The following is a 24,730-nucleotide window of genomic DNA, read 5'->3' as shown; positions in this document are numbered from 1 at the left end:
TTCGGAACGCGCGGCCCGCGGCGGGCGGGAACTGTGCGGGCCGGGGCGTCGGCGGCGCCGGAGTGGGTGCCGCCCGCCCCGGGGTGGGGTCGAGTTGTGGCCAATGTGGTGGATTCGGTCTCGCGGCGGGGCCTGGACCGGTACACCTGTTTGCGTGGCGCGAGCGCGACCGACCGACGCGGAACGGAGAGCGGCCCCTGCCCCGAGCGGCTGCGGCAGCGGCCCGCCGGGTGTGCGACGACGACCTCGCCCTCGCGATCCCACGGACGCCCGGCGACCGGGCCCGCCTCCGCGGGACGCCGGGGCGTACCGCCCGCCCGCCGCGACCACGCCCGCGTCACCGCCGCCCGCCCCGTCCGCCACGCCCGTCCCGAGAGGGGTCCCGCCCTCCGCCCGAGCGCCCTCGTCGGCGCGCCGGACCCGAACCACCGGTCCCCGGGTGCTCCGCCCGCCCTCCGCCCCCTCCCCACCGAAGGAGAACCGCCGTGTCCGACCAGCAGGTACTCGTCCTCGACCCCCACGGCGCCGATCACCACGCCGAGCACCAGGCCCTGCGCGCCCGCGGGGCGGCCACCCGGGTGGACATCCTCGGCGTGACCGCCTGGTCCGTCTCCGAGCCCGGCCTCCTGAAGCACCTGCTGACGAGCCCGGACGTCTCCAAGGACGCCAAGCGCCACTGGCCGGCCTTCGCCGAGGCCGTCCCCGACTGGCCCCTGGCCCTGTGGGTGACGGCGGAGAACATGTTCACCGCCTACGGCAGCGACCACCGCCGCCTGCGCCGCATGATCGCACCGGCCTTCTCCGCCCGCCGCATCGCCGCCCTGGAGCCCGTCGTCCAGGAGCTGGTGCGGGGCATCCTGGACGGCCTCGACGCCCTCCCCGCCGGTGAGGTCGTCGACCTGCGCGCACACCTGGCCCATCCGCTGCCGATCGCGGTCATCGGCCAGCTCATGGGCGTCCCCGCGGACCAGCGCACCGGCTTCGCCGCCTTGGTCGACGGCGTGTTCGCCACCACCCTCTCCACCGAGGAGGCCGCCGCGAACGCCACCGCTCTGTACGGGCTGCTCGACGAGCTGATCGCGGCCAAGCGCGCCGAGCCGGCCGAGGACCTGACCTCGCTCCTGCTCGCCGCCCGCGACGAGGAGGGCGACGGCCGCGCGCTCAGCGACGTCGAACTGCGCGACACGCTCCTGCTGATGGTCAGCGCCGGGTACGAGACGACCGTCAACGTCATCGACCAGGCCGTCACCTCCCTGCTGACCGATCCGGAGCAGCTTGCCCACGTCCGCGCCGGCCGCTGCGGCTGGCACGACGTCGTGGAGGAGACCCTGCGTCACGAGCCCGCCGTCAAGCACCTGCCCCTTCGCTACGCGCTCAGGGACGTCTCCCTGCCCGACGGGCAGACGATCCGCGCCGGGGAGGCCATCCTCGCCTCCTACGCCGCCGCCAACCGGCACCCGGACTGGCACGGCGCGAGCGCGGACCGCTTCGACGCCACCCGGCCCGCCAAGGACCACCTCGCCTTCGGCCACGGCGTCCACTTCTGCCTCGGCGCCCCGCTCGCCCGCCTCGAGGTCGCCACCGCCCTGCGCCAGCTCTTCGCGCGCTTCCCCGACGCGCGGCTCGCCGTACCCCCCGAGGAGCTGCGCCCGCTGCCCACCCTGATCAGCAACGGGCACCTCACCCTGCCGGTGCGCCTGCGCTCGGTCGCCCACCGGTAGCCAGGCCGGCGCGGGCCACGCCCTCGGCGCGCCCACGGCCGCGCCGAGGGCCGCGGGCGGCCGGGAGGCCGTCACCCCGCGGTCCTCGGCGGCGTCGCGGGAGCGCCGTGGCGGCCCGTCAGGGCTTCACGGCGTGCAGTGTTCGCATCCCCCGGGCGTCCGCGGAGTCGTGGCGCACGAGCAGTCCCGCGGCCCGGCACCGCTCGACCAGCCAGGACGAGGGGATGCGCAGCTTGGGGTAGCTGCTGGCCTGTTGCCGCCAGGTGCCGTCCGTCCGGGTGTGGAGCAGGTCGTGGACGACCACCGTGTCCTCGTCGCGGTACTCCAGGAAGCAGGTGAGCAGCCGGTCGTCGCCGCTGCGGACCGGGATGAACCGGTCCGTGCCGCGCAGCTCCGCCGTGAGATCGCGGTACGTGACGACGAGGTGGCCGCCCGAGGCGAGGGCGCGACCGACGTGACCGAGCAGCTCGGGGACGTCCGCCTTGGAGGGGAGGTGGGGAAGCGTGTCGCCCATGCAGACGACGGCCGCGACCGTGCCCGGCTCGGCCGTCTCGGGCAGCACGGTGCGGATGTCGCCGTGCACCGGCCGGACCGCCTCGGTGTCCGGGACGTGCGAGGCGAGCTCGTCGAGCAGGCGGCGGCTGGTGTCCACGGCGATCACCGGGGAGAAGCCGAGCCGGACCAGCGCCAGCGTCTGTGCGCCGGAGCCGCAGCCCAGGTCGAAGGCCGTCCCGTCGCCTGCGGTTCCCGCCACTCCGAGGTCCGCGAGCAGCGCGGCCTGCCGGTCGGCGACCTCGTGGACGTCGCCGCCCAGCATCCAGGTGTAGTGCTCGGCGAGCAGCCGGTCGTAGTGGTCGGTGTGGGTGCCCGCGTCGGGGGTCATCGTGTGCTCCTTCGGCTCGTCTGCATGTCTTACCGCACGCGTCGGGGTACGCGCCGCGGGAGGGCCGCCGCCACGTGGCAGCGTGCGGGCGCGCCGGGTGCCCGGCGTCACCGGGTCCCGGCGCCCGGCGACGCCGTGGGCGGGGCGGCGGGGTCGGGGGCGGCGTGCAGGCGGCGCCGGGCCAGCTCGCTCGCCGCCTGCGCGGGCGTCCGGCCGTGGCGCCGCGCGGTGTCCACCACCTCGCCCACGGTGTCCTCGATGGCGCGGACGCGCGCGCGGGCCTCGTCGGCACTGGCGCGGTGGAGCTCGGTGCTGACGGCGTTGACGACTCCTCCCGCGCTCGCGACGTAGTCGGGCACCCAGAGGATGCCGCGCTGGTGCAGCAGGTCCGCGACGTCCGGCGTGGCGAGCTGGTTGTTCGCCGGTCCGACCACGGCGCGGCAGCGCAGGTCCGCCGCGGTCCGCCTGGTCAGGACGGAGCCGAGAGCCGCGGGGACCACGATGTCCACGTCCGCGGTGAGGGTCTCGTCGGGCGAGCGCCAGACGGCGCCGAGTTCGTCGCCGATCCGCCGCTTGTCCGGGTCGACGTCGGTCACCGTCAGGACCGCCCCCTCGGCGGCGAGCAGGCGCGCGAGGCGGGCGCCAACGCGGCCCAGACCGACCACGGCGAGGCGGCGGCCGTCCAGGCGGGCGGTGCCGTACAGCCGGCGGCTGACGGCCCGCAGCGCGGCGAGGGCGCCGTGCGCGGTGTGCGGGGAGGAGTCGCCGCTGCCGCCCAGCGCGGTCCGCCGGCAGAACACGTGGGGGGTGGTCTCCCTGATCAGCGCCATGTCCTCGGAACTGGTGCCCTCCACGTCTTCGTCCTCTCCGGGGGCGACGACTTCCTCCTCCACGTCGCCGTGCAGGACCTGGACCACCTCCACGCCTTCCTCACCGACCGGCTCAGCAAGCGCGGCGAGATCACCGGCTTCCGCACCTCGGTCATCTTCCAGCAGGTGAGCGACACCGCCCCCACCCGCCTTCCCCCGCCCGACTAGGACCCGGCGCGCACGCGTCGGCCACGGCCACGCGTCGGCGGTGCCGTGCGGTGGGGCGACCGGGCAGGAGGCCGGCCGCGAGCGCGCCCTGCCCGGCTGACGGCGGATCACGCGGGAACGGGTGCGCTACGCCGATCAGCAGGATTCGCCCTGTGGGCTCCGAGTCGCGACCGGCCTCCTGTCGTTCCCGACGTCGCGGGCCGCCCGGAGGTGAGGCGTGTTAGATTGAGCGGCGCAGAGACAACCGGGTCGACTGCGGGACCAGAAGTGGGAGGTGAGTTGATGACTGCCGTAGAGGCCGCTGCCATGAGCAGCGCCCGCCGGACCATCCTCACGTCCCGGGCCCCGGTCTGACCTGACGTTCACCACGTTCACCACGTGCACCACGTGCGACCCCGCCCGAGCCCGACGGCTCAGGGGGGCGGAGCGTCACGCGCGACGGGGCCCCCGTTCAAGGGTCTTCCACGTTGTCTCGACCTTCTTCACCTTCTTCCTTCCCCATCCCACCGTGCTCCCTGGCGGACTACGGCTGGGACGAGGCGTGTGAGCACGCCTTCTCGCCTCATCGCGCCGCCGGGCTGACCCCGGCCCGGGTGGTGCGGGCCGAACGCGGCCTGTGCGACGCGGTCACCGATGCCGGGACCGTCCGTGCGGAGATCCCCGGCACCGCGGAACAGGACGACCCCCCGTCGGCGCCGTGCACGGGCGACTGGGTCGCCTTGCGTCCTGCCACCACCGGCCGGGCCCCGGTGCTGCACGCGGTACTGGCCCGGCGCACCGCGCTGGTGCGCTCCGCCGCTTCGCGCACCTCGCACGGCCAGGTCCTGGCCGCCAATGTCGACACGGTCGTGGTGGCGGTGTCGCTGGCCGCCCCGCTGAGGCACGGGCGGACCGAACGCATGCTCGCCCTGGCCTGGGAGAGCGGGGCCCGGCCGGTGGTGGTGCTCACCAAGGCCGACCAGTGCGCCGACGCGCAACGGGCCGCGTCCGAGGTGTCCGAGGTGGCACCCGGCGCGGACGTGCTGGTCACCAGTTCCGTGACGGGGCGGGGCCTGGAGGCCCTCACGGCCGTGCTCAGCGGCACCATCGTGCTGCTCGGCCCCTCCGGTGCGGGCAAGTCCACCCTGGGCAACCGCCTGCTGGGCGAGGACCGGCTGGCCACCGGCGCGGTGCGCGACGTCGACGGCAGGGGCCGGCACACCACCGCGTGGCGGGAGCTGCTGCCGCTGCCCGGCGGGGGCGTCCTGCTGGACACCCCCGGTCTGCGGGCGATCGGCCTGTACGACGCCCAGGACGGGCTGGAGCAGACCTTCTCCGAGATCGAACACCTCGCCCGGGGCTGCCGGTTCACCGACTGCGGTCACCGGAGCGAACCGGGCTGCGCGGTGCTGGCCGCCGTCGAGGCAGGTGAGGTCCCCCGGCGCCGCCTGGAGAGCTACCACCGGCTGCTGCGGGAGAACGCCTACGTCGCCTCGCGCACCGACGCACGTCTGCGGGCCGGACGCGAGGCGGTCAGGAAGGACATCGCGCGGAAGCTGCGCGCCACCTACCAGTTCCGGGAGGGCCGGCGGTGAGCCGCACCGATCCGCCCGCACAGGGCCCGCACGGCGACCCGGTGACCGAGGCGTTCTTCGCCCTGCACCACGGCCTGCCCCGGCAGGGGCCCGGTTCGGACGCCACCACACGGCGCCTGCTGCGGACGGCCGGACCGCTGCCCGATCGCCCCCGGGTGCTGGACGCGGGCTGCGGCCCCGGCCGTTCCACCCTGCTGCTGGCCAAAGAAGCCGGCGCGCAGGTGACCGCGGTCGACCTGCACCAGCCCTTCCTCGACGGCCTCGCCGCCGAGGCGGCACGCCGGGGCCTGGGCGACCAGGTCACGGTCGTCAACTGCTCGATGGACCACGTGCCCGTCCCGGACCGCGGCTTCGACGTGATCTGGGCCGAGGGTTCGGTCTACACCGTCGGCTTCGACGTCGCCCTGCGCGCCTGGCGCCGCCTGCTCGCCCCCGGTGGCGTCCTCGTCGTCACCGAAGTCGAGTGGGCGGTGCCCGACCCCGCCGCACCGGTGCGCGCCTACTGGGACGCGGTCTACCCGCTGCGCACCGGCGCCGCGAACGCCGCCGCCGCGCGGGCCGCCGGCTACCGGGTCCGCGCGCACTGGCCGCTGCCGGAGAGCGACTGGTGGGACGAGTACTACACCCCGCTCGCCCAGCGGATCGCCCGAGCGGACCCGCGGCGCCCCGGCATGCCCGAGGCACTCGCCGCGACACGGGCGGAGATCGCCCTGCGGCGCGAACACGGTGGCGACTACGACTACGCCGCCTACCTCCTCCACCCCCACGACGACACCCCGCACACCTCCGAGGACGGAATCACCATGACCACCTGGACCACCCGCCCCGAGACCCCCGAGGACATCGCCGCCGTCCGTGCCATCGACCTCGCCGCCTTCCCCACGGCGGAGGAGGCCGCCATCGTCGACGCCCTGCGCGCCGACCCCCGGGCGTGGATCGACGGACTGTCCACGGTCACCGCGGCACCCGACGGCACCCTGGTCGGGCACGCTCTGCTCACCCGGTGCCACGTCGACGGCGAGCCCGCGCTCGCCCTGGCCCCGTGCGCGGTACTGCCCTCGGCCCAGCGCACCGGCGCCGGCTCCGCCGCCGTCCGCGCCGCCCTGGAGGCCGCGAGGGCCAGGGGCGAGAACCTCGTCCTCGTCCTCGGACACGCCGACTACTACCCGCGGTTCGGCTTCGTCCCCGCCTCCCGCTTCGGCATCCGAGCCCCCTTCGAGGTGCCCGACGAGGCCATGATGGCCATGGCTCTCGACGACACCCGACCGGTCCCCAGCGGCACCATCGAGTACCCCCCGGCGTTCGGCGTCTGATCCCTCCGGCGGCGCCCCGGGGCTCCCGGGGCGCCGCGACCCCCTTCCGGTCACCACGTCCGTCGGTCGGCCGGCCGGGGGCGGCGGTGGCTGGGGGCGGGCGGCCACGAGAACGCGGCGCCTTCCCCCGCGGCCTTCGCCGCCGGGCGCCGTGCTCGTGGTGCCGCCCGGCCCGGGGTGGCTGGTGGGGGCGGAGCGCGGCGAGGGCCGGGGCGCCCGTGGCGGCCCGGCCCTCGCTGGCGGCGGTGGAGGTCAGGGGAGGTTGTGGACGTGGGGGCCCACGGCGTTGGACCAGGCGTTGCCGGCCTTGGCGTCCCAGTTGGTGGACCAGGTCATCGCGCCGCGCAGGGACGGGTAGGTCTTGGACGGCTTGAAGTTGCCGCAGTTCGTGCCGCGGGTCAGGCAGTCCAGGGCGTTGTTCACGATGGTCGGGGAGACGTAGCCGCCGCCCGCGCCCCGGGGCGAGGCGGGCACGCCCAGACCCACCTGGGACGGGTCGAGGCCGCCCTCCAACTGGATGCAGGCGAGGGCGGTGAGGAAGTCGACCGAGCCCTGGGAGTAGACCTGGCCGTCGCAGCCGAGCATCGAGCCGCTGTTGTAGTACTGCATGTTGACGACCGTGAGGATGTCCTTCACGGCGAGCGCCAGCTTGAAGTACTCGGTACCGGTGTTCTGCATGTCGATGGTCTGCGGGGCCATGGTGAGCACCATCGACGGGCCCGCCTTGGCCGAGAGCTGGCGCAGCGCCTTGGTGAGATAGGTGGAGTTGATCCCGTGCTCCAGGTCGATGTCGACCCCGTTGAAGCCGTACTCCCGCATCAGCGCGTAGGTGCTGTCGGCGAAGGCGGTGGCGGCGGCGTCGCTGTTGATCAGGACGTTGCCCTTCTCCCCGCCCACCGAGATGATGACGGACTTCCCGTCGGCCTGCTTGGCGGCGATGTCCGACCTGAACTCCTCGACGGAGGAGTAGCCCAGGGCCGGGTCGAGGTTGAAGACGATCTCACCGGGCGTGGTCGTCGAGTCGGCGAAGGCGACGGCGATGATGTCGTACTGGTCCTGCACGTCCCGCAGCTTCTGCACGGTGGCGCCGTTGTCGAAGTTCTGCCAGTAGCCGGTGACGGCGTGCCTGGGCACCGCGGGGTTGCCCGGGTTGCCGCCGCCCTTGGAGGTGCGGGCCCTGACGGCCGAGGACTTCACCGACTCGCCGGCGGCGTTGGTGGCCGTCACCTGGAACTCGTAGGCGGTGTCGGCGGCCAGTCCGGTGACCGTCGCGGAGGTGCCGTTCACGGACTGGACCCGGGCCCCGTCGCGGTAGACGTTGTAGCCGGTGGCCCCGGTGACCGGGCTCCAGCTCAGCGCCACCGAGGAGGAGGTGACCGTGCCGACCGACGGCGTCCCGGGGGCGTCGGGGACCACCGGGTCGGGGTCGGTGCCGCCGCCCCCGTCGGGGCCGAACACGCTGACGTCGTCCACGTGGTAGGCGGGCGTGCCGTACCAGCCGTGGGTGTAGAGGGTCACCGAGGTGGTGTTGGCGCCGGTGGTGAAGCCGGTGGAGAGCTTGGTCCAGGAACCGGTGCCACCGGTCCAGGTGGACACGTCGGTGGTGCCGGTGCCGCTCGCGCCCAGGTAGGTGTGGCCGCCCTGCACCCAGGCGCTGACCGCGTAGGTGGAGTTCGGCTTGACCTTGAGGGTCTGCGTGCACTTGGCGTTGTCGTGCCCGGCGGGCGTGGCCTTGAGCGCGCCGGCGCCGGAGCGCACGGGGGAGGACACGGCCGCGCCGCTGCTCCCGGAGCACGTCCAGCTACTGAGGCCGGACTCGAATCCGGCGTTCTTGACGACGTTGATGTCCGCGGCCTGTGCGGTTCCGGCGGTGCCCATGAGGCAGAGCCCGGCGCCGAGGGCGAGCGCCAGCCCTGCGCCCAGCCCTCTGCGGGTGGGGGTGCTGCGGTTCACTTGTGTCCTCCGGTGGGGGAGTCGGGGGGTACCGGGGTCCGGGCCGTCCGGCTCCCGGGCGGTTCGGTGGCCACCGTGGGAGTACAAGTTGGTCCAGACCAATTCGGTTGTCAAGACCTCTGGCACGAACCCCGGTTGGCTTCCCTCCCCCACTCCCCCGGCTCTTTGCCCCGCGCGCGCCGCACGGGACGCCGCCGGGCCACGCGCCGGGGGCTCCGGGCAGGTCGGCCCGCACGCGGCGGCGGGGCGTCTCGGGCCGGGTCCGGACGTGGCGTGGGAGCAGGCGCCGAGCGTGCGGCGGGCGACACGGCTCCCGTCCGCGCCGCCCCGGACGGACCGGACGGCGAGCTGGCCCCGTTCACCGCACCGGACCCGGGGCGGCGGCACCCTGGGCTGGGGGCGACGACGTTGAGCACCAGCCCGGAGAGCGGGTCGGCCAGCTCGTGCAGGGCGGGCAGGCCGAAGCACCGGGCGAGGAAGGCCCGGAAGTGCGGGTGGGTGTAGAGCCGGCTGATGAGGGCGTCGCCGGGCAGCCGGTCGCGCGGGACGAAGGCGTTGCCGCGCCGGTACGTCCGGCGGCCGGGGTGGTCGGGCGGCAGGTCGGTGTCCACGGAGATGTTGTAGACGTTGACGGTCTCGACGTCGTAGTGGGCGTGCGGCGCGAGGTCGGCGCACTCGCGGCGCATGGTCTCGCGCAGCTCGGGGCGGACGAAGTCCGGCAGCACCGTGCAGCCGCGGTCGGCCAGCTCGCGCCGGGCGCGGGAGACGACCGCCTGCCCGGCGGCGCTCGCGGGGTCGGACAGGGGGTAGCGGGCGGTGTCGACGAGGTGGTCGAGCGGCACGGGGGCCGAGGTGCTCATGCGATCCCTCTCCACGCACGGGACGGGTCGGACTCACCGGGCATGCCGGGACGCACCGGCGGCCCGGTGGCGGGCCGCGTGCGTCGGCGGCAGCAACTCTACTGAGCAGTAACCGAGTTGGCACTCCCCGGGGCACGCCCGGTTGCCTGTGACACGCCCCACGCTCGCCCGCCGCACGCCCCACCGCGTCGGGGCGGACCGCGCGGGGGCCGCGCCGCGACGCGGTGATGCCGACCGGCCCGACCGGCCCGCCGGAAGCGCCGGGCGCCCCGGGCACGCACGCCGGGGCGTCGGCTACCGGGCGCCGGGGAGCTGCCCCGTCCGGACGACGGTGCGGGCGACGTCGCGCAGCTTGATGTTGTTGTGCTGCGAGCTGCGCCGCAGCACTCCGAACGCCTGCTCCTCTGAGACCTTGTAGCGTTCCATGACGATCCCGATGGCCTCGCCGATCTCGGCCCGGGTCTCCAGCGCGGTCTCGAGCTGTGCGTGGCTGCGGGCGCTGGAGAAGGCCACGGCCGCGTGCGAGGCGAGCACCCAGCCGGCGTGCTCCGAGCTCTGGCTGAAGGCGTTGGGCCGGGAGGAGTAGACGTCCAGGGAGCCCAGCGAGCCCTCCTGGGTGAACAGCAGGAAGCCCATCATGCTGCCGATGCCCAGCTCGCGCGCGCGGGGGGCGTAGCGCGGCCAGGACTCCCCCGCCTGGCGCATGTCGGTGATGCGGTAGACCTCCTCCAGATTGCGGGCGGCGTCGAAGCAGGGCCCCTCCGCCACCTCCGCCTGGTAGCGGTCGGAGACGCGCACCAGCTCGCTGGTGGCCGAGAGGGTGCGCACGCGCTCGCGGTCCTCCACCACCAGCACACCGGCGTGCTCGCATCCGTCGACGAGGTCCACCGCGTGCGCGGAGATCTGGTCGAGGGTGTCCTGGACACTCTCCTGCCGCAGCAGCGTCCGGGACATCTCGGCCAGCCGCGTGGCGTACTCCTGCCAGAAGCCGTCCTGCGTCACCTGAACCTCCACTCGTCGCCCTCGCGGATCCGCGCCCCCGGCGCCTCTCGCGACACGTCGGCCCCATTCAACCCTAGGCCGTGTCCGGCGATGATCACTGCGGTGATCCGCGGAGCCACCGCACCGCGCGGCGAGGCGGGGCCCGGCTCGGCGGCGGACGGCGAGCCCGTCGGGGCGGACGGCGACGGCGCGGACCCGCTCGGCCGGTCGCCGCAGCGCTCGACCGACGTCGCGGCGCTGGTGGGCCCCGCGCGCGAGGGCCAGGGCCGCCGCCCGCCGGGCCGCGGCGCGGACGGCGCCGGCCGCCTGGCCGCTGCCGCATGGGGATGGCGGGCGCCCCCGCCACGGACTCCGGGCGCGCCCGCCATCCGCCCCCGGCACACTCCCCGGCGGCGCCGCCCCGGCGGGCTGCGCGCCGCGCGCGGCCCAGGCGGACCACTCCGCCGAGAGGCCGCGGTGGCCGCGCGAGCGGGGAGCGTCGTCCCGTGGCCGAGGGCGACCGACCGCCCCACCGAGAAGTGGCGGGTGCGGCCGTGCCGTGCTGGAGTGGCGTAGGGGCGCTGGGAAGCACCAGCGGAGTCTGCGCAGGTGTCGACAAGAAGTCGACAAGAAAAGGTGCTGCATGCCCGTTCATCACCGGGGCCGCCGCCCGGCTGCTGACCCCTCCCGCCGGGTTCCCGTCGGTGGAGGCGAGGAACTTCCCTCACACCCCTCACCGACAACCGCGGCGCATGGAGGGTTCCGCCTGCCGGGCTCCGCGTCCCCGCGCGCAGGGGCTGTTCCGCGGCCGTGAGTCACCCGGTGCGCGTCGAGCGCCGTCCCCTCGCTCCTCGGCTTTCGCGCCACGTCCCGGACCCGCCTCGCGCCGGCTCCACCACCATCCCGTGCCCCTGGCCGGTTCCTCGTTCCGACCAGGCGGCTCCCCTCGCCCCTCCCCACCAGGGGGGAGGGATCGTTCGACCAACCCGGCCCCCGCCCATCCCGAGTTCCTCGCCGCAGGAGGATACGTGCACACGCGTGAACTGACGGCCGCCGGCGTGCGTGACAGACGCGTCACCGAGGCCTACGAACATTGTGGTGCGGCCCTGGCCCGCAAGAACTCCGCCGCCTATCCCCTGGCGCGGGTACTGCTGCCCGCCGGGAAGCGTCCTTACTACGACGCGATGCTCGCCTTCTGCGGGCACGCCGACGACCTGCTGGACGACCCCGGGACATCGATCGCGGAACGCGGGGAGGCGTACGACGCATTCGTCGCCGACTTCTTCCGGGACGAGGAACGAGTCGACCCCGGCAAGCCCGTGGCCGACTCCCCGAGGCGGCGGCACGGACGGCTGGTCTCCCGGGCATTCCGTCACTTCGCCAGCACCTGGGGCATCCCACCGGAGTCGGTGCGCGAGTTCCTGCTCACCATGCGCGAGGACCTGTCCGTCACCAGTTTCCCGACATACGGCGACCTGCACCACTACATGCAGGGCGTCAGCGGCGTACCGACCCGGTGGGTGAACACGCTTCTCGAACCGCGGCGCGAAGGCGCGGAGCGCATGGCGACGGCGCTCGGCTACGGGCTGTACCTCCTCGACTTCCTCGCCGACATCCGCGAGGACCTCGAACTCGGCAGGGTGTACCTCCCGGCGGAGGACCTCCGCAGCTTCGGCCTGGACCGCGCGAGCCTGGAGTCGGCCGTCCGGCGGGGGACCATGACCGAACCACTGCGCGAACTCGTCCGGTACGAGGCTGAGCGGGTGGGCCGGTACTTCGACGAGGCCGAGGAGTGGTGGCACCACGTCCACCCCTCTTCCCGTGAACTGCCCCGCCAGTACCTGGCCCTCGGCCGCCAGACGCTGCGGCAGCTCCTCCGCGCCGACTGCGACGTCCTCCGCCCGCGGCCTGCCGGGCGGGTTCTGGGGGCCGCCCGGGCGTACGGCACGACCGGGCTCTCCTACCTGCGGGCCCGGCGGGACCAGCGCAGGTACGGGGTGCGGCCGCTCGCCACCGTCTGACGTGCCCGGCCCGGCGACACCGCCACGGGCGGCCCCACCCGTCGCCGAGGGCTCTGCCGGCACCGGCGCGCTTCCCGATCGCGTCCCGTGTTCCCGCGAAGGGGCACCGCGCCCGAGCGGGGCGGCCGTGCGTCTGGCCGGTCGGGGCCGGGAGGAGTCTTCGCAGGCGTGGGGGGGGCGGTCGGTGGGCTCCGAGGCCGGGGGCCCGCCCGCGTCCCAGCGCCGGGAGCGCCGCGTCAGCGGTGGCGCAGGGCGCTGGGCCACCACACGGCCGGGCCGATGAGCCGCACCAGCGCCGGTACGAGCAGTGACCGCACGACGAGGGTGTCCAGCAGGACGCCGAAGGCCACGATGAAGGCGATCTGCACCAGGAAGGACAGCGGGATGACGGCCAGCGCCGCGAAGGTCGCGGCCAGCACGACGCCCGCGGAGGTGATGACGCCGCCGGTGGCGGTGAGGCCCTTGAGCACGCCGTAGCGGGTGCCGTGCCGCACGGCCTCCTCGCGGACCCGGGTCATCAGGAAGATGTTGTAGTCCACGCCGAGCGCGACGAGGAAGACGAAGCCGTACAGCGGCACGGACGGATCGGTGGCCGTGAAGCCGAGCACGTGCTCGAAGACGAGCGCGGCCACGCCGAGGGTGGCGAGGAGGTTCAGCGCGACGGTGGCCACCAGCAGGACGGGCATCAGCACCGCGCGCAGCAGCAGCACCAGGATGACCAGGATGATCGCGAGCACGACGGGGGTGATGAGCGCGCGGTCGCGTTCGGCGGTGACCCGGGTGTCGTGGGTCTGCGCGGTGTAGCCGCCGACGAGCGCGTCGGCGCCGGGCACCGCGTGCACGGCGTCCCGCAGGCGCTGGACGGTGCGCTGCGCGGCGTCGCTGTCGGGGGGCGCGGCGAGGGTGGCGTCGATCAGCGCCCGTCCGTCCTCCACGCGCGGCGGACCCGCCCCCGGGCGCCCGCCCTCGGCGCGGGGCGCGGCCTGCGCGACGCCCTCGGTGCCGCGCACCGCCTCGGTGACCTCGGCGACGGCGCCGGCGTCCGTGATGACCACCGCCGGGTTGCCGGAGCCACCGGGGAAGTGCTCGCTCAGCTCCTCCTGCGCCCGTACCGAGGCCGCCTCGCCCACGAACGTCTCGCTCAGCGGCACGCCGTCCGTCCGCAGCCCGCCGGCGAAGGCGGCGCCGGCCGCCAGGGCGACGAGGGTGGCGGCGACCACGCGGCGCGGACGGCGGTCCACCACGGCGGCCACCCGGGCCCACACCCCGCCGCCGTCGATGCCGGACGGATCGGGCTCCGCGGTGGGCCGGGGCCGCGCGGGCCAGTAGGCGGCGCGGCCCGCCAGGGCGAGGGCGGCGGGCAGGAAGGTGAGCGTGGACGCCACCGCGCAGGCGATGCCGATCGCGCCCACCGGGCCGAGGGCGCGGTTGTTGGTGAGGTCGCTCAGCAGCAGCGCGAGCAGCCCGGCGGCGACGGTGGCGGCGCTGGCCACGATCGCACCGCAGGAGCGGCGGACGGCGGCGGCCATGGCGGCCAGCCGGTCGGTCCCGTGGGCCAGCTCCTCGCGGAAGCGGGCGGACAGCAGGAGCGCGTAGTCGGTGGCGGCGCCGATGACCAGGATGGACAGGATGCCCTGCACCTGGCCGTCCACGCGCACGAGGTCGCGGTCGGCGAGCTGGTAGACGATCGCGCTGGCCAGCGAGAGGGCGAGGACGGCACCGGCCATGATGGCCAGCGGCAGCAGCACACTGCGGTAGACCAGCAGCAGGATCAGCAGCACGACGCCGAGCGCGACGGCCAGCAGGAGGCCGTCGATCCCGGCGAACGCCTCGCCGAGATCGGCCTGGGTGGCGGCGGGCCCGGCGACGTGGGCGCTGGTGCCGGGCACCTGCCGCGCCGCCGCGCGCACGCGGTCGACCACCTCGGCCGCCCGCTCGTCGAGGTCGCCGCGGAGCTGGAGGACGCCCTGGAGCGCCGCGCCGTCCTCGGAGGCCACCAGCGGGGACCCGCGGCCCGCCACGCCGTCGGTCCCGGACAGGTCGGCCAGCACCTCCTCGGCGCCGTCCCGCTGCGCCGGGGAGACGGTGCCGTCGTCGGCCGTCCACACCACGATGGCCGGGACGGCGTCGCCGTCCTGGAACGCCTCCTGCGCCCGCAGGGCCCGGGTGGACTCGGCGCCGCGCGGCAGGAACGCCGCCTGGTCGTTGGTGGCGACCTCGCCCAGCTTCCCGGCGTAGGGGCCGACGACGCCGCCCAGCGCGAGCCAGGCCAGGAACAGCGCGGCGGGCAGGAGCAGGCGGACGGTTCGCGGCGCAGGGCGCATGGCACCACCTCACGGTCGGGCGCACGGCCGGTTCCGGCCGCACGGGCCCAAAATATCTCAACGATCGAGATACTCCGTAGAGTGGGGGTGTGACGGCACCACCCGAGCGGACTCCAGACGGCGGCACGCCCGAGCCCCGGCCCGACCCGGGGCCGCGGGAGTTCGCCGTGCAGTTGCGGGGCGTCACCGCCGGCGTCAACCGCGTCGCGCAGGAGTTCGCCCGCACCCACGGGCTGCACCCCACCGACCTGCTGGCCCTCATCGCGATCCTGGACGGGGACGGGCACGGCGGTCCGCTGACGCCCGGGCGGCTGCGGCGCCACCTGAACCTCAGCTCCGGCGCGGTGAGCGCGTGCCTGGACCGGCTGGAGCGCGGCGGGCACGTCATCCGCACCCGCGACAGCGCCGACGGCCGGGTGGTCCACCTCCACTACGCGCCGGCCGGCCGCGCGGTGGCCCGGGACGCCTTCCGGCCGCTCGCCCGGGGCACGGACGCCGTCCGCCGGCGCTTCAGCCCCGCGGAGCTCGCCGTCGTCCTGCGCTTCCTCACCGAACTCAACGCCGAGCTGAACACCGCGCAGGCCCCGCCCGGCTGACGCCGCGCCACCGGACCGGTACCGGCACCCGGGCCCGCCGACGCGCGCCGGCACGCCGGGCGTCCGCGGGAGCCGTGGCCGCGCGGCGCCGGTCCGCGCGCGGGCGCCGGGCCGCCGTGGCGCACGGCGTGGGGGGTCTCGGACCGACGGGCACCCGGGCGGCCGCCGCCATCTGGGGCGGCCCCCGGCACCGGCCGGTGGCGGCGGCCTCCGGCGCGGACGGACCGGCGCCCACCGGCCGGTCGCCGCCACCGGCCGGTCGCCGCGGGGAGGGCGCCCGGGCGACCCGGGTACCCCCGGCCCCCGTCGCGCCCGCGCGGCGTGGAGGGCACAGCCGCGCGCGGGCCGCGGGCCGCCGACGGCGCGCCGTGCTCCGGCCGACGCTCGCCGCGGCCCGGGGAAGCGCCGGAACGGCCGGGTGGCACCCGGCCGGGCCCCGGGGCCCCGGGTCCCAGGCCACAGGACGGCTGGGCAGCGCGGTTTCGGCACCGCCCCGGCCTGGCACCCGACGGGGGCGGCGCCGCCGCGCCGACCGTCCATCGCACCACGGGAGACCTCATGGCCCTCAGCGCCGTCCAGCGACACGTCCGCGAGCACACGGAAGGGTACGCGCCCGACGCGGAGCGCCCGCTGGGCGGTTACCTCGCGGTGCTGGCCTCCTTCGGCACGGGCGCGGCCGGTGCCGCGCTCGCCGCCCGGCTGACCGGAACGCCGCCACCGCGGCTGAGCACCCGCGAGCTGGTACTGCTCACGGTGGCGACGCACAAGCTGTCCCGCATGGTGAGCAAGGACGCCGTCACCAGCCCGCTGCGCGCGCCGTTCACCCGTTTCCAGGGCCCCAGCGCTCCGTCCGAGGTGGCCGAGGAGGTGCGCGGGAGCGGCCTTAAGCACTCGCTGGGCGAGCTGCTGACCTGCCCGTTCTGCCTCGCCCCGTGGGTGGCCTCCGCGCTGCTGGTCCTGCGCACGGCCTCCCCCGCCACCGCGCGCACCGTCTTCGCCGGCCTGACGGCCGTGGCCGGGTCGGACTTCCTGCAGTACGCCTTCGCCGCCGCCCAGCAGCGGCACGCGCCGCGCGACTGACCGCCGCCCGGTGAACCGATCCGTACTGGGGGGTAGTCGGCGCCGCCCGCTTGCTTTACATTGCGTCTAACAAGCGTCGGGGGCGGGGTGCGCCCTGCCGGGGCCCGCACCCCGCCGCGCAGTTCGGACGGCGGCGCGACGGTCGCCGCACTCGCTTCGAGGAGCCGCAGCATGGGGAGCACCGTTCGCCCGCAGACCCAGGGCCACACCGACCAGCACGACGTCGCCGGGCGGCTGCTGGACTCGGCCGCGCAGCTGGCGTACGACCCGGCCACGGAGGTGGACTGGGAGACGCCGCTGGACACGCGCTTCCACGGCGCCAGCCCGGAGTGGAGCACGCTCTACGGGACGGCGTACTGGGCGGAGATGTCCGAGGAGCAGCGCAAGGAGCTGACCCGGCAGGAGGCCGCCTCGGTGGCCAGCACCGGCATATGGTTCGAGATGATCCTCCAGCAGATGGTGCTGCGCGACATCTACGCCAAGGACCCCACCGACGCGCGGTTCCAGTGGGCCCTCACCGAGATCGCCGAGGAGTGCCGGCACTCCATCATGTTCGCGCGCGGGGCAAAGAAGCTGGGCGCCCCGGCCTACCGCCCGCACCGCGTGGCGGTGGAACTGGGCCGCGCGTTCAAGACGCTGGCCTTCGGCGAGGCCGCCTACGCGGCGATCCTGGTCGCCGAGGAGGTCCTCGACGTCATGCAGCGCGACTGGATGCGTGACGAGCGGGTGGTGCCGTTCGTGCGCACCATCAACAACATCCACGTCGTGGAGGAGTCCCGGCACATGAAGTTCGCCCGGGACGAGACGCGCAGGCGCCTGGCCCGGGCCGGACGGGTGCGCCGCGAGGTCAACGCGTTCGTCATCGCGGTCGCCGCCTACGTGATCGTCACGAGCATGGTGAACAAGAAGGTCTACGCCAACGCGGGGCTCGACGGCGAGCGGGCGCTGGCCGAGGCCCGGGCGAACCAGCACCACAAGGCCATGATGCGGTCGAGCTGCTCGGGGCTCATGGAGTTCCTGGCCTCCTGCGGCCTGCTCACCAAGCCCGCCCTGGTCTTCTACCAGCGCGCGAACCTGATCTGACCCATGGCCTACGCGATCACCCAGAACTGCTGCAGCGACGCCACGTGCGTCGCCGTCTGCCCGGTCAACTGCATCCACCCCACGCCCGAGGAGCGGGCTTTCGGCAGCACCGAGATGCTGCACATCGACCCGCGCGCCTGCATCGACTGCGGCGCCTGCGCGGACGCGTGCCCGGTGGACGCCGTCGTGCCGGTGGACCGGCTCACCGCCGACCAGCGGGAGTACGCGGCGATCAACGCCGCCTACTTCGCCGACGCCGAACCGGAAGCGGCGGACCCTGGCCCCAACTTCCACCCCTGGGGCGAGCCCACGTTCGACCGCACGCTGCCGGCCGACTTCGGGCCGCTGCGGGTCGCCGTCGTCGGCACCGGGCCGGCCGGCATGTACGCCGTGGAGGACCTGCTGCTCCACACCCCGGCCCAGGTCACGCTCGTGGACCGGCTGCCGGTGGCCGGAGGACTGGTGCGCTACGGCGTGGCGCCCGACCACCCGGGCACCAAGAGGGTGGGCGAGACGTTCGCCCGCTTCCACACCCACCCACGGGTACGCATGCACCTGGGCCTGGAGGTGGGCCGGGACGTCACCCCGCAGGAGCTGGCCGCCCACCACGACGCCGTGATCTACGCGGTGGGCGCGGCCACCGACCGCCGCCTGGGCGTCCCCGGCGAGGACCTGCCCGGCTCGCTGTCCGCGACCCGCTTCGTCTCCTGGTACAACGCCCACCCCGACGTCCCCGCCGACGCGGTGCGCCTGGAGGGGGAGCGGGTGGTCGTCGTCGGCAACGGCAACGTGGCGCTCGACGTCGCCCGCATCCTCGTCGCGGACCCCGACGCGCTCGCCCGCACCGACATCGCCGCGCACGCGCTGCGCGCGCTGCGCGCCGGCCGGGTGCGCGAGGTGGTGGTGCTGGGCCGGCGCGGCCCCGAGGACGCCGCCTACACCCGCTCGGAGCTGCTGGCGCTCAGGCACCTGCCCGGGGTGGAGCTGGTCGTCGACGACCACGACCCGCGCACCGGGGAACGCGTCGAGGCGGCCGCACCGCACGAGAAGGCGGCGCTGCTGCGCGACGTGCCGCGCGCCGCGGTGGACTACGCGCGCCCGCCCGCGCCCGGTCGGCGCATCGTCTTCCGGTTCCACTCCGCGCCCGTGGAGGTGCTGGGCGAGGACAAGGTCACCGGGGTGCGCACCACCGGCGCCGGAGGCGGCACACCGATCCGCGCCGGGACGCTGCTGCGGGCGGTCGGCTACCGCGGCGTACCCTCGGCCGGGCTGCCGTTCGACGCGGCTACCGGCACCGTGCCGCACGAGGGCGGCCGGGTGACCGGGCGGCCCGGCACGTACGTCGTGGGCTGGATCAAGCGCGGCCCGTCGGGCGGGATCGGCGCCAACCGCACCTGCGCGGCCGAGACGGTCGGCACGCTGCTCGCCGACGCGGTCGACGACGCGCTGCCCGCCCCGGCACGTGATCCGGGGGCCTTCCACCGGCTCGCCCGGCGGCGCGCCCGGCATCTGGTCGACGCCCGCGGGCTCGCGGCCATCGAGCGGGCGGAGGCGGCCCGGGGACGGGGCGAGGGCCGGCCGCGCGTCAAGCTGGCCACGGCCGAGGAGCTGGTGGCGGCCGCCCGCGGCGGCCGCTGGAGGCCGTCGCGCTGAGCCCCGGCGCCGCGCGCGCCGTACCGACGGCCCGCGCCCCCGGCGCCGCGGCACGCCGGTCCCCGGGCCGCCCGCGCCCGGCGCCGGACCTCACCGGCGGTCCGGCGCCGCGTCGTCGGGCATCCGGGCGGCGGCACGTCAGGCGGCGGCGAGGTGGCGCGGGCGGTGCTCGGTCTCCTGGTCGACGTTCTCCCGGATGCGGGTGAAGGTGCGGTTGAGCAGCCGCGAGACGTGCATCTGGGAGATGCCGAGCTGCTCGGCGATGCGGCTCTGCGTCATGTCGCAGAAGAACCGCAGGTAGAGGATGTGGCGCTCGCGCTCCGGCAGCCGCTGGAGCTGGGGCTTGACGGCCTCCCGGTAGATCACCTGGTCGTAGCCGGCGTCCACGTTGCCGAGCACGTCGGTCAGGGCCAGCCCCTCGGCCGAGGCGCCCGTGGTCTGGGCGTCCAGCGACAGGGTGCTGAAGCTGCCGAGCGCCTCGAAGCCCTCGATCACGTCCTCCTCGGACATGCCGGTGTGCTCGGCGACCCGCGCGACGGTGGGGCCGCGATCCTCGGCGCCGTGGTTGAGCTCCTGCACCGCCTTGCGGACGCGGTGCTGGAGCTCCTGCACCCGGCGGGGCACGTGCAGGTCCCACAGGTGGTCGCGGAAGTGGCGGCGCAGCTCGCCCACGATGGTGGGCACGGCGAAGCTCTCGAAGCGGTGGCCCTGGTGCGGGTCGAAGCGGTCCACGGCCTTGACCAGCCCCATGGCGGCGACCTGCTCCAGATCCTCCAGGTTCTCGCCGCGGTTGCGGTACCGGCGGGCCAGGCGCCGGGCCATCGGCATCCAGGCCGTGACGATCTCCCGCCGCAGGCTCTCCCGCTCCGCTTCGGACGGCCCGGAGGCGAGCTGCTCGAACGCGGCGTCGGTCTGGGGGACCTCCCGGTCGGGGCGGTGGGTGTGGTGTGCGCGTACGGACACGGTGGTGGCTCCTTGCCTTCCGTCGACGACGTCACCCGCTGGTCAGCGGGTCGACCACGCGGAAGCCGGACACGTTTCGAGGCGTCGGGGACAGCCACGGCCGCGGCCTGGCTTCCGCACACGTGCCTGCTGTCCGAAGCACTGCGGCGTCGTCTGCCCTCGGGATTTGAGACCAAACCGGTACCGTTCAAGTCTCTGAAACGAGTCCGTAGCCGTGGTATTCGAGCCGCCGTTCTCGGGCTCTCCGTGCCCGCCCGGCGGCGGACGGAGCCGGGCGGGCGGGGCCCGGGAGGGCGGCCGGTACGGCGGCGCGGGACGCCTCGCGGGGCGCGTCCCCGGCTCCGGGCCCGGCGGCGGGTGCGGGCCGGGGTCCGGCGTCTCGGCCCCACCGGCGGTCCGGCCGGACGCGGTGGAGCGCTTCCGGACGCCGGGGCGGTACGGCGCGCTGCCCAGCGCGTGCCCTCGGCAGCCGCCTCCACACCTGCGCGGCCGACGTACGTGCACACGTCCGCTCCGGTCCCGCCCGGGCGGCCGGCGCCGGGGGCGGGCGGTGGCGGTGGACGGCGCCGGTGCGCCGCTCGCGCGGGCGGCGGGAGAGCCCGATGCCCGCGCCCTCGCGTCCCCGTGCCCTCGGCGCGCGGTGCCGGTGCGGCCCTCCCGGGTCCGCGGCGGGGAAGCCGACGACCGCGGCGCCGAAGCCGGTGCCGCACGCACCACCGGCAGGCGGCTCCAGGGGCCCGCCCCCGCGCGCCGCGCGGCCGGGACGGCCCGCGGCCGGGGCGTCAGCCCCCCGCGCCGGGTCCCGAAGCCGGGCGGCCGGGGACGCGCCCGGGCGCGGCGGCGTCGCCGCTCGCGCCGGCGCGTGCGCTCGGCACGCCGGACGCCGTGCCGCCGGGGGCAGGAGCGGCGGTGAGCCGGAAGTCCGCCGGGCGGACGCGGCGCGTCCGCAGCCAGTAGCGCCAGGTGAAGCCGGGCCAGATGGTGCGGTTGACGCCCCGGGCGTCGAGGTACCAGCTCCGGCAGCCTCCGGTGCTCCACACGCCGTCGCGCAGCTTGTGCTGGATCTCCCGGTCGAACCTCTCCTGCGTCTCCGGGCGCACCTCGACGGCGGTGGCGCGCTCGCGGTCGGCGAGCCGGATGGCGTCGACGACGTAGCGCGCCTGCGACTCGATCATGAACACCACGGAGTTGTGGCCCAGTCCGGTGTTCGGGCCGAGCAGGAGGAAGAGGTTGGGGAAGCCGCTGACGGTGATGCCCAGGTGGGTCCGCATGCCCTCGGCGGCCCACTGCTCGCTCAGCCTGCGGCCGCCGGGGCCGGTGATGTCCAGGGCGTCGAAGGCGTCGGTGACGTGGAAGCCGGTGCCGAAGACGATCGCGTCGACCTCGCGTTCGACGCCCGCGCCGTCGACGACGCCGTGCTCCCGCACCTCGCTCGCCCCGCCGGTGTGCAGCTCGACGTTGGGCCGGTCGAGGGCCGGGTAGTAGTCGTTCGAGATCAGCACGCGCTTGCAGCCCATGGTGTAGTCGGGCGTGACCGCGCGGCGCAGGTGGGGGTCGGTGATGTGCCGGGCGATGTGCCGGCGCGCGATGAACTCGCCGGCCTTCAGCAGCCGGGGGTTGCCGTTGAAGCCCACGGCGCGCGCCTCCAGCGCCCCGTAGAGCAGGGCGCGGTAGGCGCGCTGGGCGGCCGGTACGCGCCGGAAGAGGGCGGTGGCCCAGGCGGGCGTGGCGCGGTCGCCCTTCGGCATGACCCACGGCGGGGTGCGCTGGAAGACGTGCAGCTCGCGCACGTGCGGCGCGATGCGCGGGATGAACTGGACGGCGCTGGCCCCGGTGCCGATCACCGCCACGCGCCGGCCGGTCAGGTCGTAGTCGTGGTCCCAGGCGGCGGAGTGGAAGCTCCGGCCGGTGAAGCGCTCCAGGCCGGGCAGGTCGGGGATGTTCGGCAGGTGCAGCGCGCCGACGCCGGAGACGAGGAAGCGGCCGGTGAACTCGTCGCCGCGGCGGGTGGTGACCGTCCACGTGCTGGTGGCCGGGTCCCAGCGGGCCCCCGTCATCTCCTGGCCGAAGCGGATGTACCGGTGCAGCCCGTAGTCGTCGGCGACCCGGCGCAGGTAGGCGTGGATCTCCGGCTGCGGGGAGAACGCGCGCGTCCAGCCGGGGTTCTGGGCGTAGGAGAAGGAGTACAGGTGCGACTGGATGTCGCACGCGCAGCCCGGGTAGGAGTTGTCGCGCCAGGTGCCGCCGACGTCCCGCGCCTTCTCCAGCACCACGAAGTCCTCGATGCCGGCCTTGAGGAGCTGGATCGCCTGGCCGAGCCCGGAGAAGCCGGTGCCGACGATCACCACCTTCGCGGTGTGGCGCGTCGCCATGTCGGTCCTTTCGGCCGGCCGGGCGTGCCCGGGGCGGGGTGAGCGGTCAGGGCAGCAGGGCGGCCTTGCGCCACAGCCCCTTGGCGGGACCGCCGACCAGGCCGGCGTCCTGGAGGAACGGCATGATCTTCTCCCCGGCGAAGCGCATCGTCCCGCGGTAGTGCGGGTTGGCCAACGCGACGCGCCATGCCTCCTTCGGGTCCAGCCCCACGGCACGGTAGGCGCGCGGGTTGCTCAGGCTCCGGGCGATGGCCAGCGAGACGGTCGCGATGAGCGTCTGCTGGTAGGGCAGTTCGCTCTTGCGCAGGCGCGCCATGCCGCGCACGACCTCCTCGCGGGCGAAGGTCACGTGCCGGGCCTCCTCGACGATGTGGATGTGGTTGACCATCCGCATCAGCGGCTGGACCGACTCGTCGCCCACCATCTCACGCTGCAGCCGGTCGGTGACCTCCTCGGCCACCAGGATGGAGCCGTACATCGCCGGTCCGTAGGAGATGGCGGGCAGGACCTTGGCCGTCTGGCGCAGGAACGGCGGCGGGCCGTAGTTGGGGCAGCCGATGCGCTCGACGAACCGGGCGAACATCGTCACGTGCCGGCACTCGTCGGCCACCTCGGCCAGCGCGTACTGGACGTGCCGGGTGGTGGCGTCGCCGTTGTAGGCCGCCTTGACGAGCATCTTCATCAGCAGCAGCTCGAACCACAGGCCGACGCTGGCGACGGTGGCCGCCTCGTGCTTGCCCAGCTCCACGCGCTGCTCCCGGCTCATCCGGTCCCACAGCGGGGTGCCGTAGAGGGAGACGCGGTGCGGGAGCATGAAGTGCTTGCCGTCCACGAGCGGCGCGGACCAGTCGACGTCGACGTCCGGGTCGTAGGACTTCTTCGCCGACGACGCCAGCAGGCGCGCCGCGGTCTTCTCCCTGTCGGCCACCTTCGACTCGCTCACCGTACGTGCCATGACGGTCGCTCCTTCACCGGGGTGCCTCGGCCCATCGGGCCCGTCAGCCTGAGTACGTGCTACCTCAAGTAACTGTTACTTCGGGTAGCATGAGACGTCCGAGACGGCCAGTCAAGAGCGGAGGCGGCGTGCAGCCCGTGGACGGACGCAAGGAGCGCTGGCGGTCCCACCGTGCCGCGCGGCGCGAGGAGTTCGTCGACGCCGCGCTGCGCGCCCTGGCCGCCCACGGACCGGAGCTGCGCGTCGCGCGGGTCGCCGCGGCGGCCGGCGTCAGCAAGCCCGTGCTCTACCGCCACTTCGCCGACAAGGACGACCTGCTGGCGGCCCTGCACGTCCGGCTGACGGCCATGCTGATGGAGCGGCTCGCACCGGCGACCGATCCGGCGGCCGCCCCCACCGCACGGATCAGGGGCGCGATCGACGCGCTGTTCTCCCTGCTGGACGAACACCCCAACCTCTACCGGCTGGTCAGCCGCACGCTGCTGACCGGGCCGGACAGCGGACGGCAGGGCGTGCGCAGCGGCAAGACGCTGGCGGCTCGGACGCTCACCCAGGTCTTCGACGCCTACCTGTTCGCCTTCGGGCTCGGCACCCGCGGGGCCGAGCCGATGGCGCACGCGGTGGTCGGCATGGTGCACAACACCGCCGAGTGGTGGCTGGAGCACGGGGCCGCCGGCCGCGCCGAGACCGTCGACCGGCTGGCCGAGGCCGTCTGGGACTGCTTCGACGGCTTCCTGCGCCGGCGTGGCGTCACGGTCGACCCCGGCACGCCGCTCCCTCCCGAGGACGCCCTGGCCGCCCGTGCCGGGTCCACGTACGCCGCGGGCCCGGCCGCCGCCCCCGCCTCCCCCGCCGCCGGGCCCGTCACCGCCCCGGCCGCCGCACCGCACCCGTGACCGAGGAGACCGCGATGTCCCACTCCCCCGCCACCCAGCCCGCCCCCGGCCCGCGCCCGGCCGACGCGCGCCACGACGCGCCCGCCGAGGAGCACCGGGAGGAGGGCTACCAAGGGCCCGCCACCCTCGTCGTCGGAGACACCGAGGTGTCCGTGACCGTCGACCTGCGCGGCCACTTCCAGCCGATCGACGGCTTCTACCGCTGGTACGGCCGGGTGGTGGCCGACCCCGAGGTGACACGGGCGCTGGGCGGCCGACGGGCCGCGGTGACGGTGCGCACCCCCGAAGGCGAAGCCCGGGGCGAGGCCGCCGACCCCGACTTCTGGGGCCGCTACCGGGTCACCGGCACCAGCAGGCCCCCGTTCCGCACCGTGGGCTTCAGCACGGTCCGGACTCGGCCGTGCGGGCCCGGGCCCGCGGGCCCAGCCCCGGGGGCGGACCCGGTCCGGTAACGGCCGGCGCCCG

Annotated in this window: 20 protein-coding genes; 11 read left to right on the top strand and 9 right to left on the bottom strand. The window is 75.3% G+C overall.

Annotated features, from left to right (window positions below; translation table 11 throughout):
- Positions 1 to 485: 485 nt before the first annotated feature.
- Entirely contained in the window at positions 486 to 1,721 is a 1,236-nt protein-coding gene (locus OSB71_RS05880) for a cytochrome P450 family protein (RefSeq protein ID WP_265944948.1), read from the top strand.
- Between the two features lie 118 nt (positions 1,722 to 1,839).
- Here OSB71_RS05880 and OSB71_RS05875 read toward each other — a convergent pair whose 3' ends face one another.
- Both OSB71_RS05875 and OSB71_RS05870 read right to left on the bottom strand, forming a co-directional pair.
- On the bottom strand, positions 1,840 to 2,604 hold the full coding sequence (locus tag OSB71_RS05875; RefSeq protein ID WP_265944946.1) for a class I SAM-dependent methyltransferase: 765 nt from the start codon (positions 2,602 to 2,604) through the stop codon (positions 1,840 to 1,842).
- A gap of 107 nt (positions 2,605 to 2,711) precedes the next feature.
- Positions 2,712 to 3,521 (bottom strand): Glu/Leu/Phe/Val dehydrogenase family protein, encoded by an 810-nt coding sequence (locus OSB71_RS05870; protein ID WP_265944944.1) that lies wholly within the window; start codon positions 3,519 to 3,521, stop codon positions 2,712 to 2,714.
- Here OSB71_RS05870 and OSB71_RS05865 point away from each other — a divergent pair.
- The 3 genes from OSB71_RS05865 (at position 3,504) to OSB71_RS05855 (ending at position 6,528) form a co-directional block, all read left to right on the top strand.
- Positions 3,504 to 3,641: a hypothetical protein gene (locus OSB71_RS05865; protein ID WP_265944942.1), complete on the top strand. Its 138-nt coding sequence runs from the start codon at positions 3,504 to 3,506 to the stop codon at positions 3,639 to 3,641. The genes OSB71_RS05870 and OSB71_RS05865 overlap by 18 nt on opposite strands.
- A 467-nt stretch (positions 3,642 to 4,108) precedes the next feature.
- Entirely contained in the window at positions 4,109 to 5,215 is a 1,107-nt protein-coding gene (gene rsgA / locus OSB71_RS05860) for a ribosome small subunit-dependent GTPase A (protein ID WP_265944940.1), read from the top strand.
- Complete coding sequence (locus OSB71_RS05855) at positions 5,212 to 6,528, top strand: bifunctional class I SAM-dependent methyltransferase/N-acetyltransferase (protein ID WP_265944938.1); 1,317 nt, start codon at positions 5,212 to 5,214, stop codon at positions 6,526 to 6,528. The genes rsgA and OSB71_RS05855 overlap by 4 nt, the downstream gene beginning before the upstream one ends.
- 252 nt (positions 6,529 to 6,780) lie before the next feature.
- Here the strand turns inward: OSB71_RS05855 and OSB71_RS05850 are convergent, their stop codons facing one another.
- The 3 genes from OSB71_RS05850 to OSB71_RS05840 form a co-directional block, all read right to left on the bottom strand.
- Positions 6,781 to 8,481 (bottom strand): chitinase, encoded by a 1,701-nt coding sequence (locus OSB71_RS05850; RefSeq protein WP_265944936.1) that lies wholly within the window; start codon positions 8,479 to 8,481, stop codon positions 6,781 to 6,783.
- Positions 8,482 to 8,591: 110 nt separating this feature from the next.
- The gene (locus OSB71_RS05845; protein ID WP_265944934.1) at positions 8,592 to 9,341 is read right to left on the bottom strand and encodes a hypothetical protein; all 750 of its coding nucleotides are present in this window, start codon (positions 9,339 to 9,341) and stop codon (positions 8,592 to 8,594) included.
- Positions 9,342 to 9,635: 294 nt separating this feature from the next.
- Positions 9,636 to 10,343, bottom strand: a complete 708-nt coding sequence (locus tag OSB71_RS05840; protein WP_265944932.1) for a GAF and ANTAR domain-containing protein — start codon at positions 10,341 to 10,343, stop codon at positions 9,636 to 9,638.
- 1,007 nt (positions 10,344 to 11,350) lie between these two features.
- On the opposite strand from OSB71_RS05840, the gene OSB71_RS05835 reads away from it, so the two are divergent.
- Positions 11,351 to 12,343 (top strand): phytoene/squalene synthase family protein, encoded by a 993-nt coding sequence (locus tag OSB71_RS05835; RefSeq protein ID WP_265944930.1) that lies wholly within the window; start codon positions 11,351 to 11,353, stop codon positions 12,341 to 12,343.
- A gap of 236 nt (positions 12,344 to 12,579) precedes the next feature.
- On the opposite strand, the gene OSB71_RS05830 is transcribed toward OSB71_RS05835, so the two are convergent.
- The gene (locus tag OSB71_RS05830) at positions 12,580 to 14,667 is read right to left on the bottom strand and encodes an MMPL family transporter (protein ID WP_265944928.1); all 2,088 of its coding nucleotides are present in this window, start codon (positions 14,665 to 14,667) and stop codon (positions 12,580 to 12,582) included.
- An 89-nt stretch (positions 14,668 to 14,756) separates the two neighbouring features.
- Between OSB71_RS05830 and OSB71_RS05825 the strand changes: the two genes are divergently transcribed.
- The 4 genes from OSB71_RS05825 to OSB71_RS05810 all read left to right on the top strand — a co-directional run bounded on the left by OSB71_RS05825 (position 14,757) and on the right by OSB71_RS05810 (position 19,079).
- The gene (locus tag OSB71_RS05825) at positions 14,757 to 15,263 is read left to right on the top strand and encodes a MarR family winged helix-turn-helix transcriptional regulator (RefSeq protein ID WP_416237199.1); all 507 of its coding nucleotides are present in this window, start codon (positions 14,757 to 14,759) and stop codon (positions 15,261 to 15,263) included.
- Between the two features lie 558 nt (positions 15,264 to 15,821).
- Complete coding sequence (locus OSB71_RS05820; RefSeq protein ID WP_265944926.1) at positions 15,822 to 16,343, top strand: DUF1360 domain-containing protein; 522 nt, start codon at positions 15,822 to 15,824, stop codon at positions 16,341 to 16,343.
- 171 nt (positions 16,344 to 16,514) lie between these two features.
- Positions 16,515 to 17,426, top strand: a complete 912-nt coding sequence (locus OSB71_RS05815; protein ID WP_265944924.1) for an AurF N-oxygenase family protein — start codon at positions 16,515 to 16,517, stop codon at positions 17,424 to 17,426.
- A 3-nt stretch (positions 17,427 to 17,429) separates the two neighbouring features.
- Positions 17,430 to 19,079, top strand: coding sequence for an FAD-dependent oxidoreductase (locus OSB71_RS05810; RefSeq protein ID WP_265944922.1), 1,650 nt, complete (start codon positions 17,430 to 17,432; stop codon positions 19,077 to 19,079).
- A gap of 138 nt (positions 19,080 to 19,217) precedes the next feature.
- On the opposite strand, the gene OSB71_RS05805 is transcribed toward OSB71_RS05810, so the two are convergent.
- The 3 genes from OSB71_RS05805 to OSB71_RS05795 form a co-directional block, all read right to left on the bottom strand.
- A complete protein-coding gene (locus tag OSB71_RS05805) occupies positions 19,218 to 20,042 on the bottom strand; it encodes a SigB/SigF/SigG family RNA polymerase sigma factor (RefSeq protein ID WP_265944920.1) in 825 nt (274 codons plus the stop codon).
- Between the two features lie 782 nt (positions 20,043 to 20,824).
- A complete protein-coding gene (locus OSB71_RS05800; protein WP_265944918.1) occupies positions 20,825 to 22,414 on the bottom strand; it encodes a flavin-containing monooxygenase in 1,590 nt (529 codons plus the stop codon).
- A gap of 46 nt (positions 22,415 to 22,460) precedes the next feature.
- Positions 22,461 to 23,369: an AurF N-oxygenase family protein gene (locus OSB71_RS05795; RefSeq protein ID WP_265944916.1), complete on the bottom strand. Its 909-nt coding sequence runs from the start codon at positions 23,367 to 23,369 to the stop codon at positions 22,461 to 22,463.
- A gap of 128 nt (positions 23,370 to 23,497) precedes the next feature.
- On the opposite strand from OSB71_RS05795, the gene OSB71_RS05790 reads away from it, so the two are divergent.
- On the top strand, positions 23,498 to 24,265 hold the full coding sequence (locus OSB71_RS05790) for a TetR/AcrR family transcriptional regulator (protein ID WP_265944914.1): 768 nt from the start codon (positions 23,498 to 23,500) through the stop codon (positions 24,263 to 24,265).
- Positions 24,266 to 24,279: 14 nt separating this feature from the next.
- Positions 24,280 to 24,717, top strand: coding sequence for a DUF4873 domain-containing protein (locus OSB71_RS05785; RefSeq protein ID WP_265944912.1), 438 nt, complete (start codon positions 24,280 to 24,282; stop codon positions 24,715 to 24,717).
- Positions 24,718 to 24,730 lie beyond the last annotated feature (13 nt).

This window comes from Streptomyces marinisediminis (assembly GCF_026262575.1).
GTDB lineage: Bacteria > Actinomycetota > Actinomycetes > Streptomycetales > Streptomycetaceae > Streptomyces > Streptomyces marinisediminis.
This window is presented reverse-complemented; position numbering and strand designations above follow the sequence as displayed.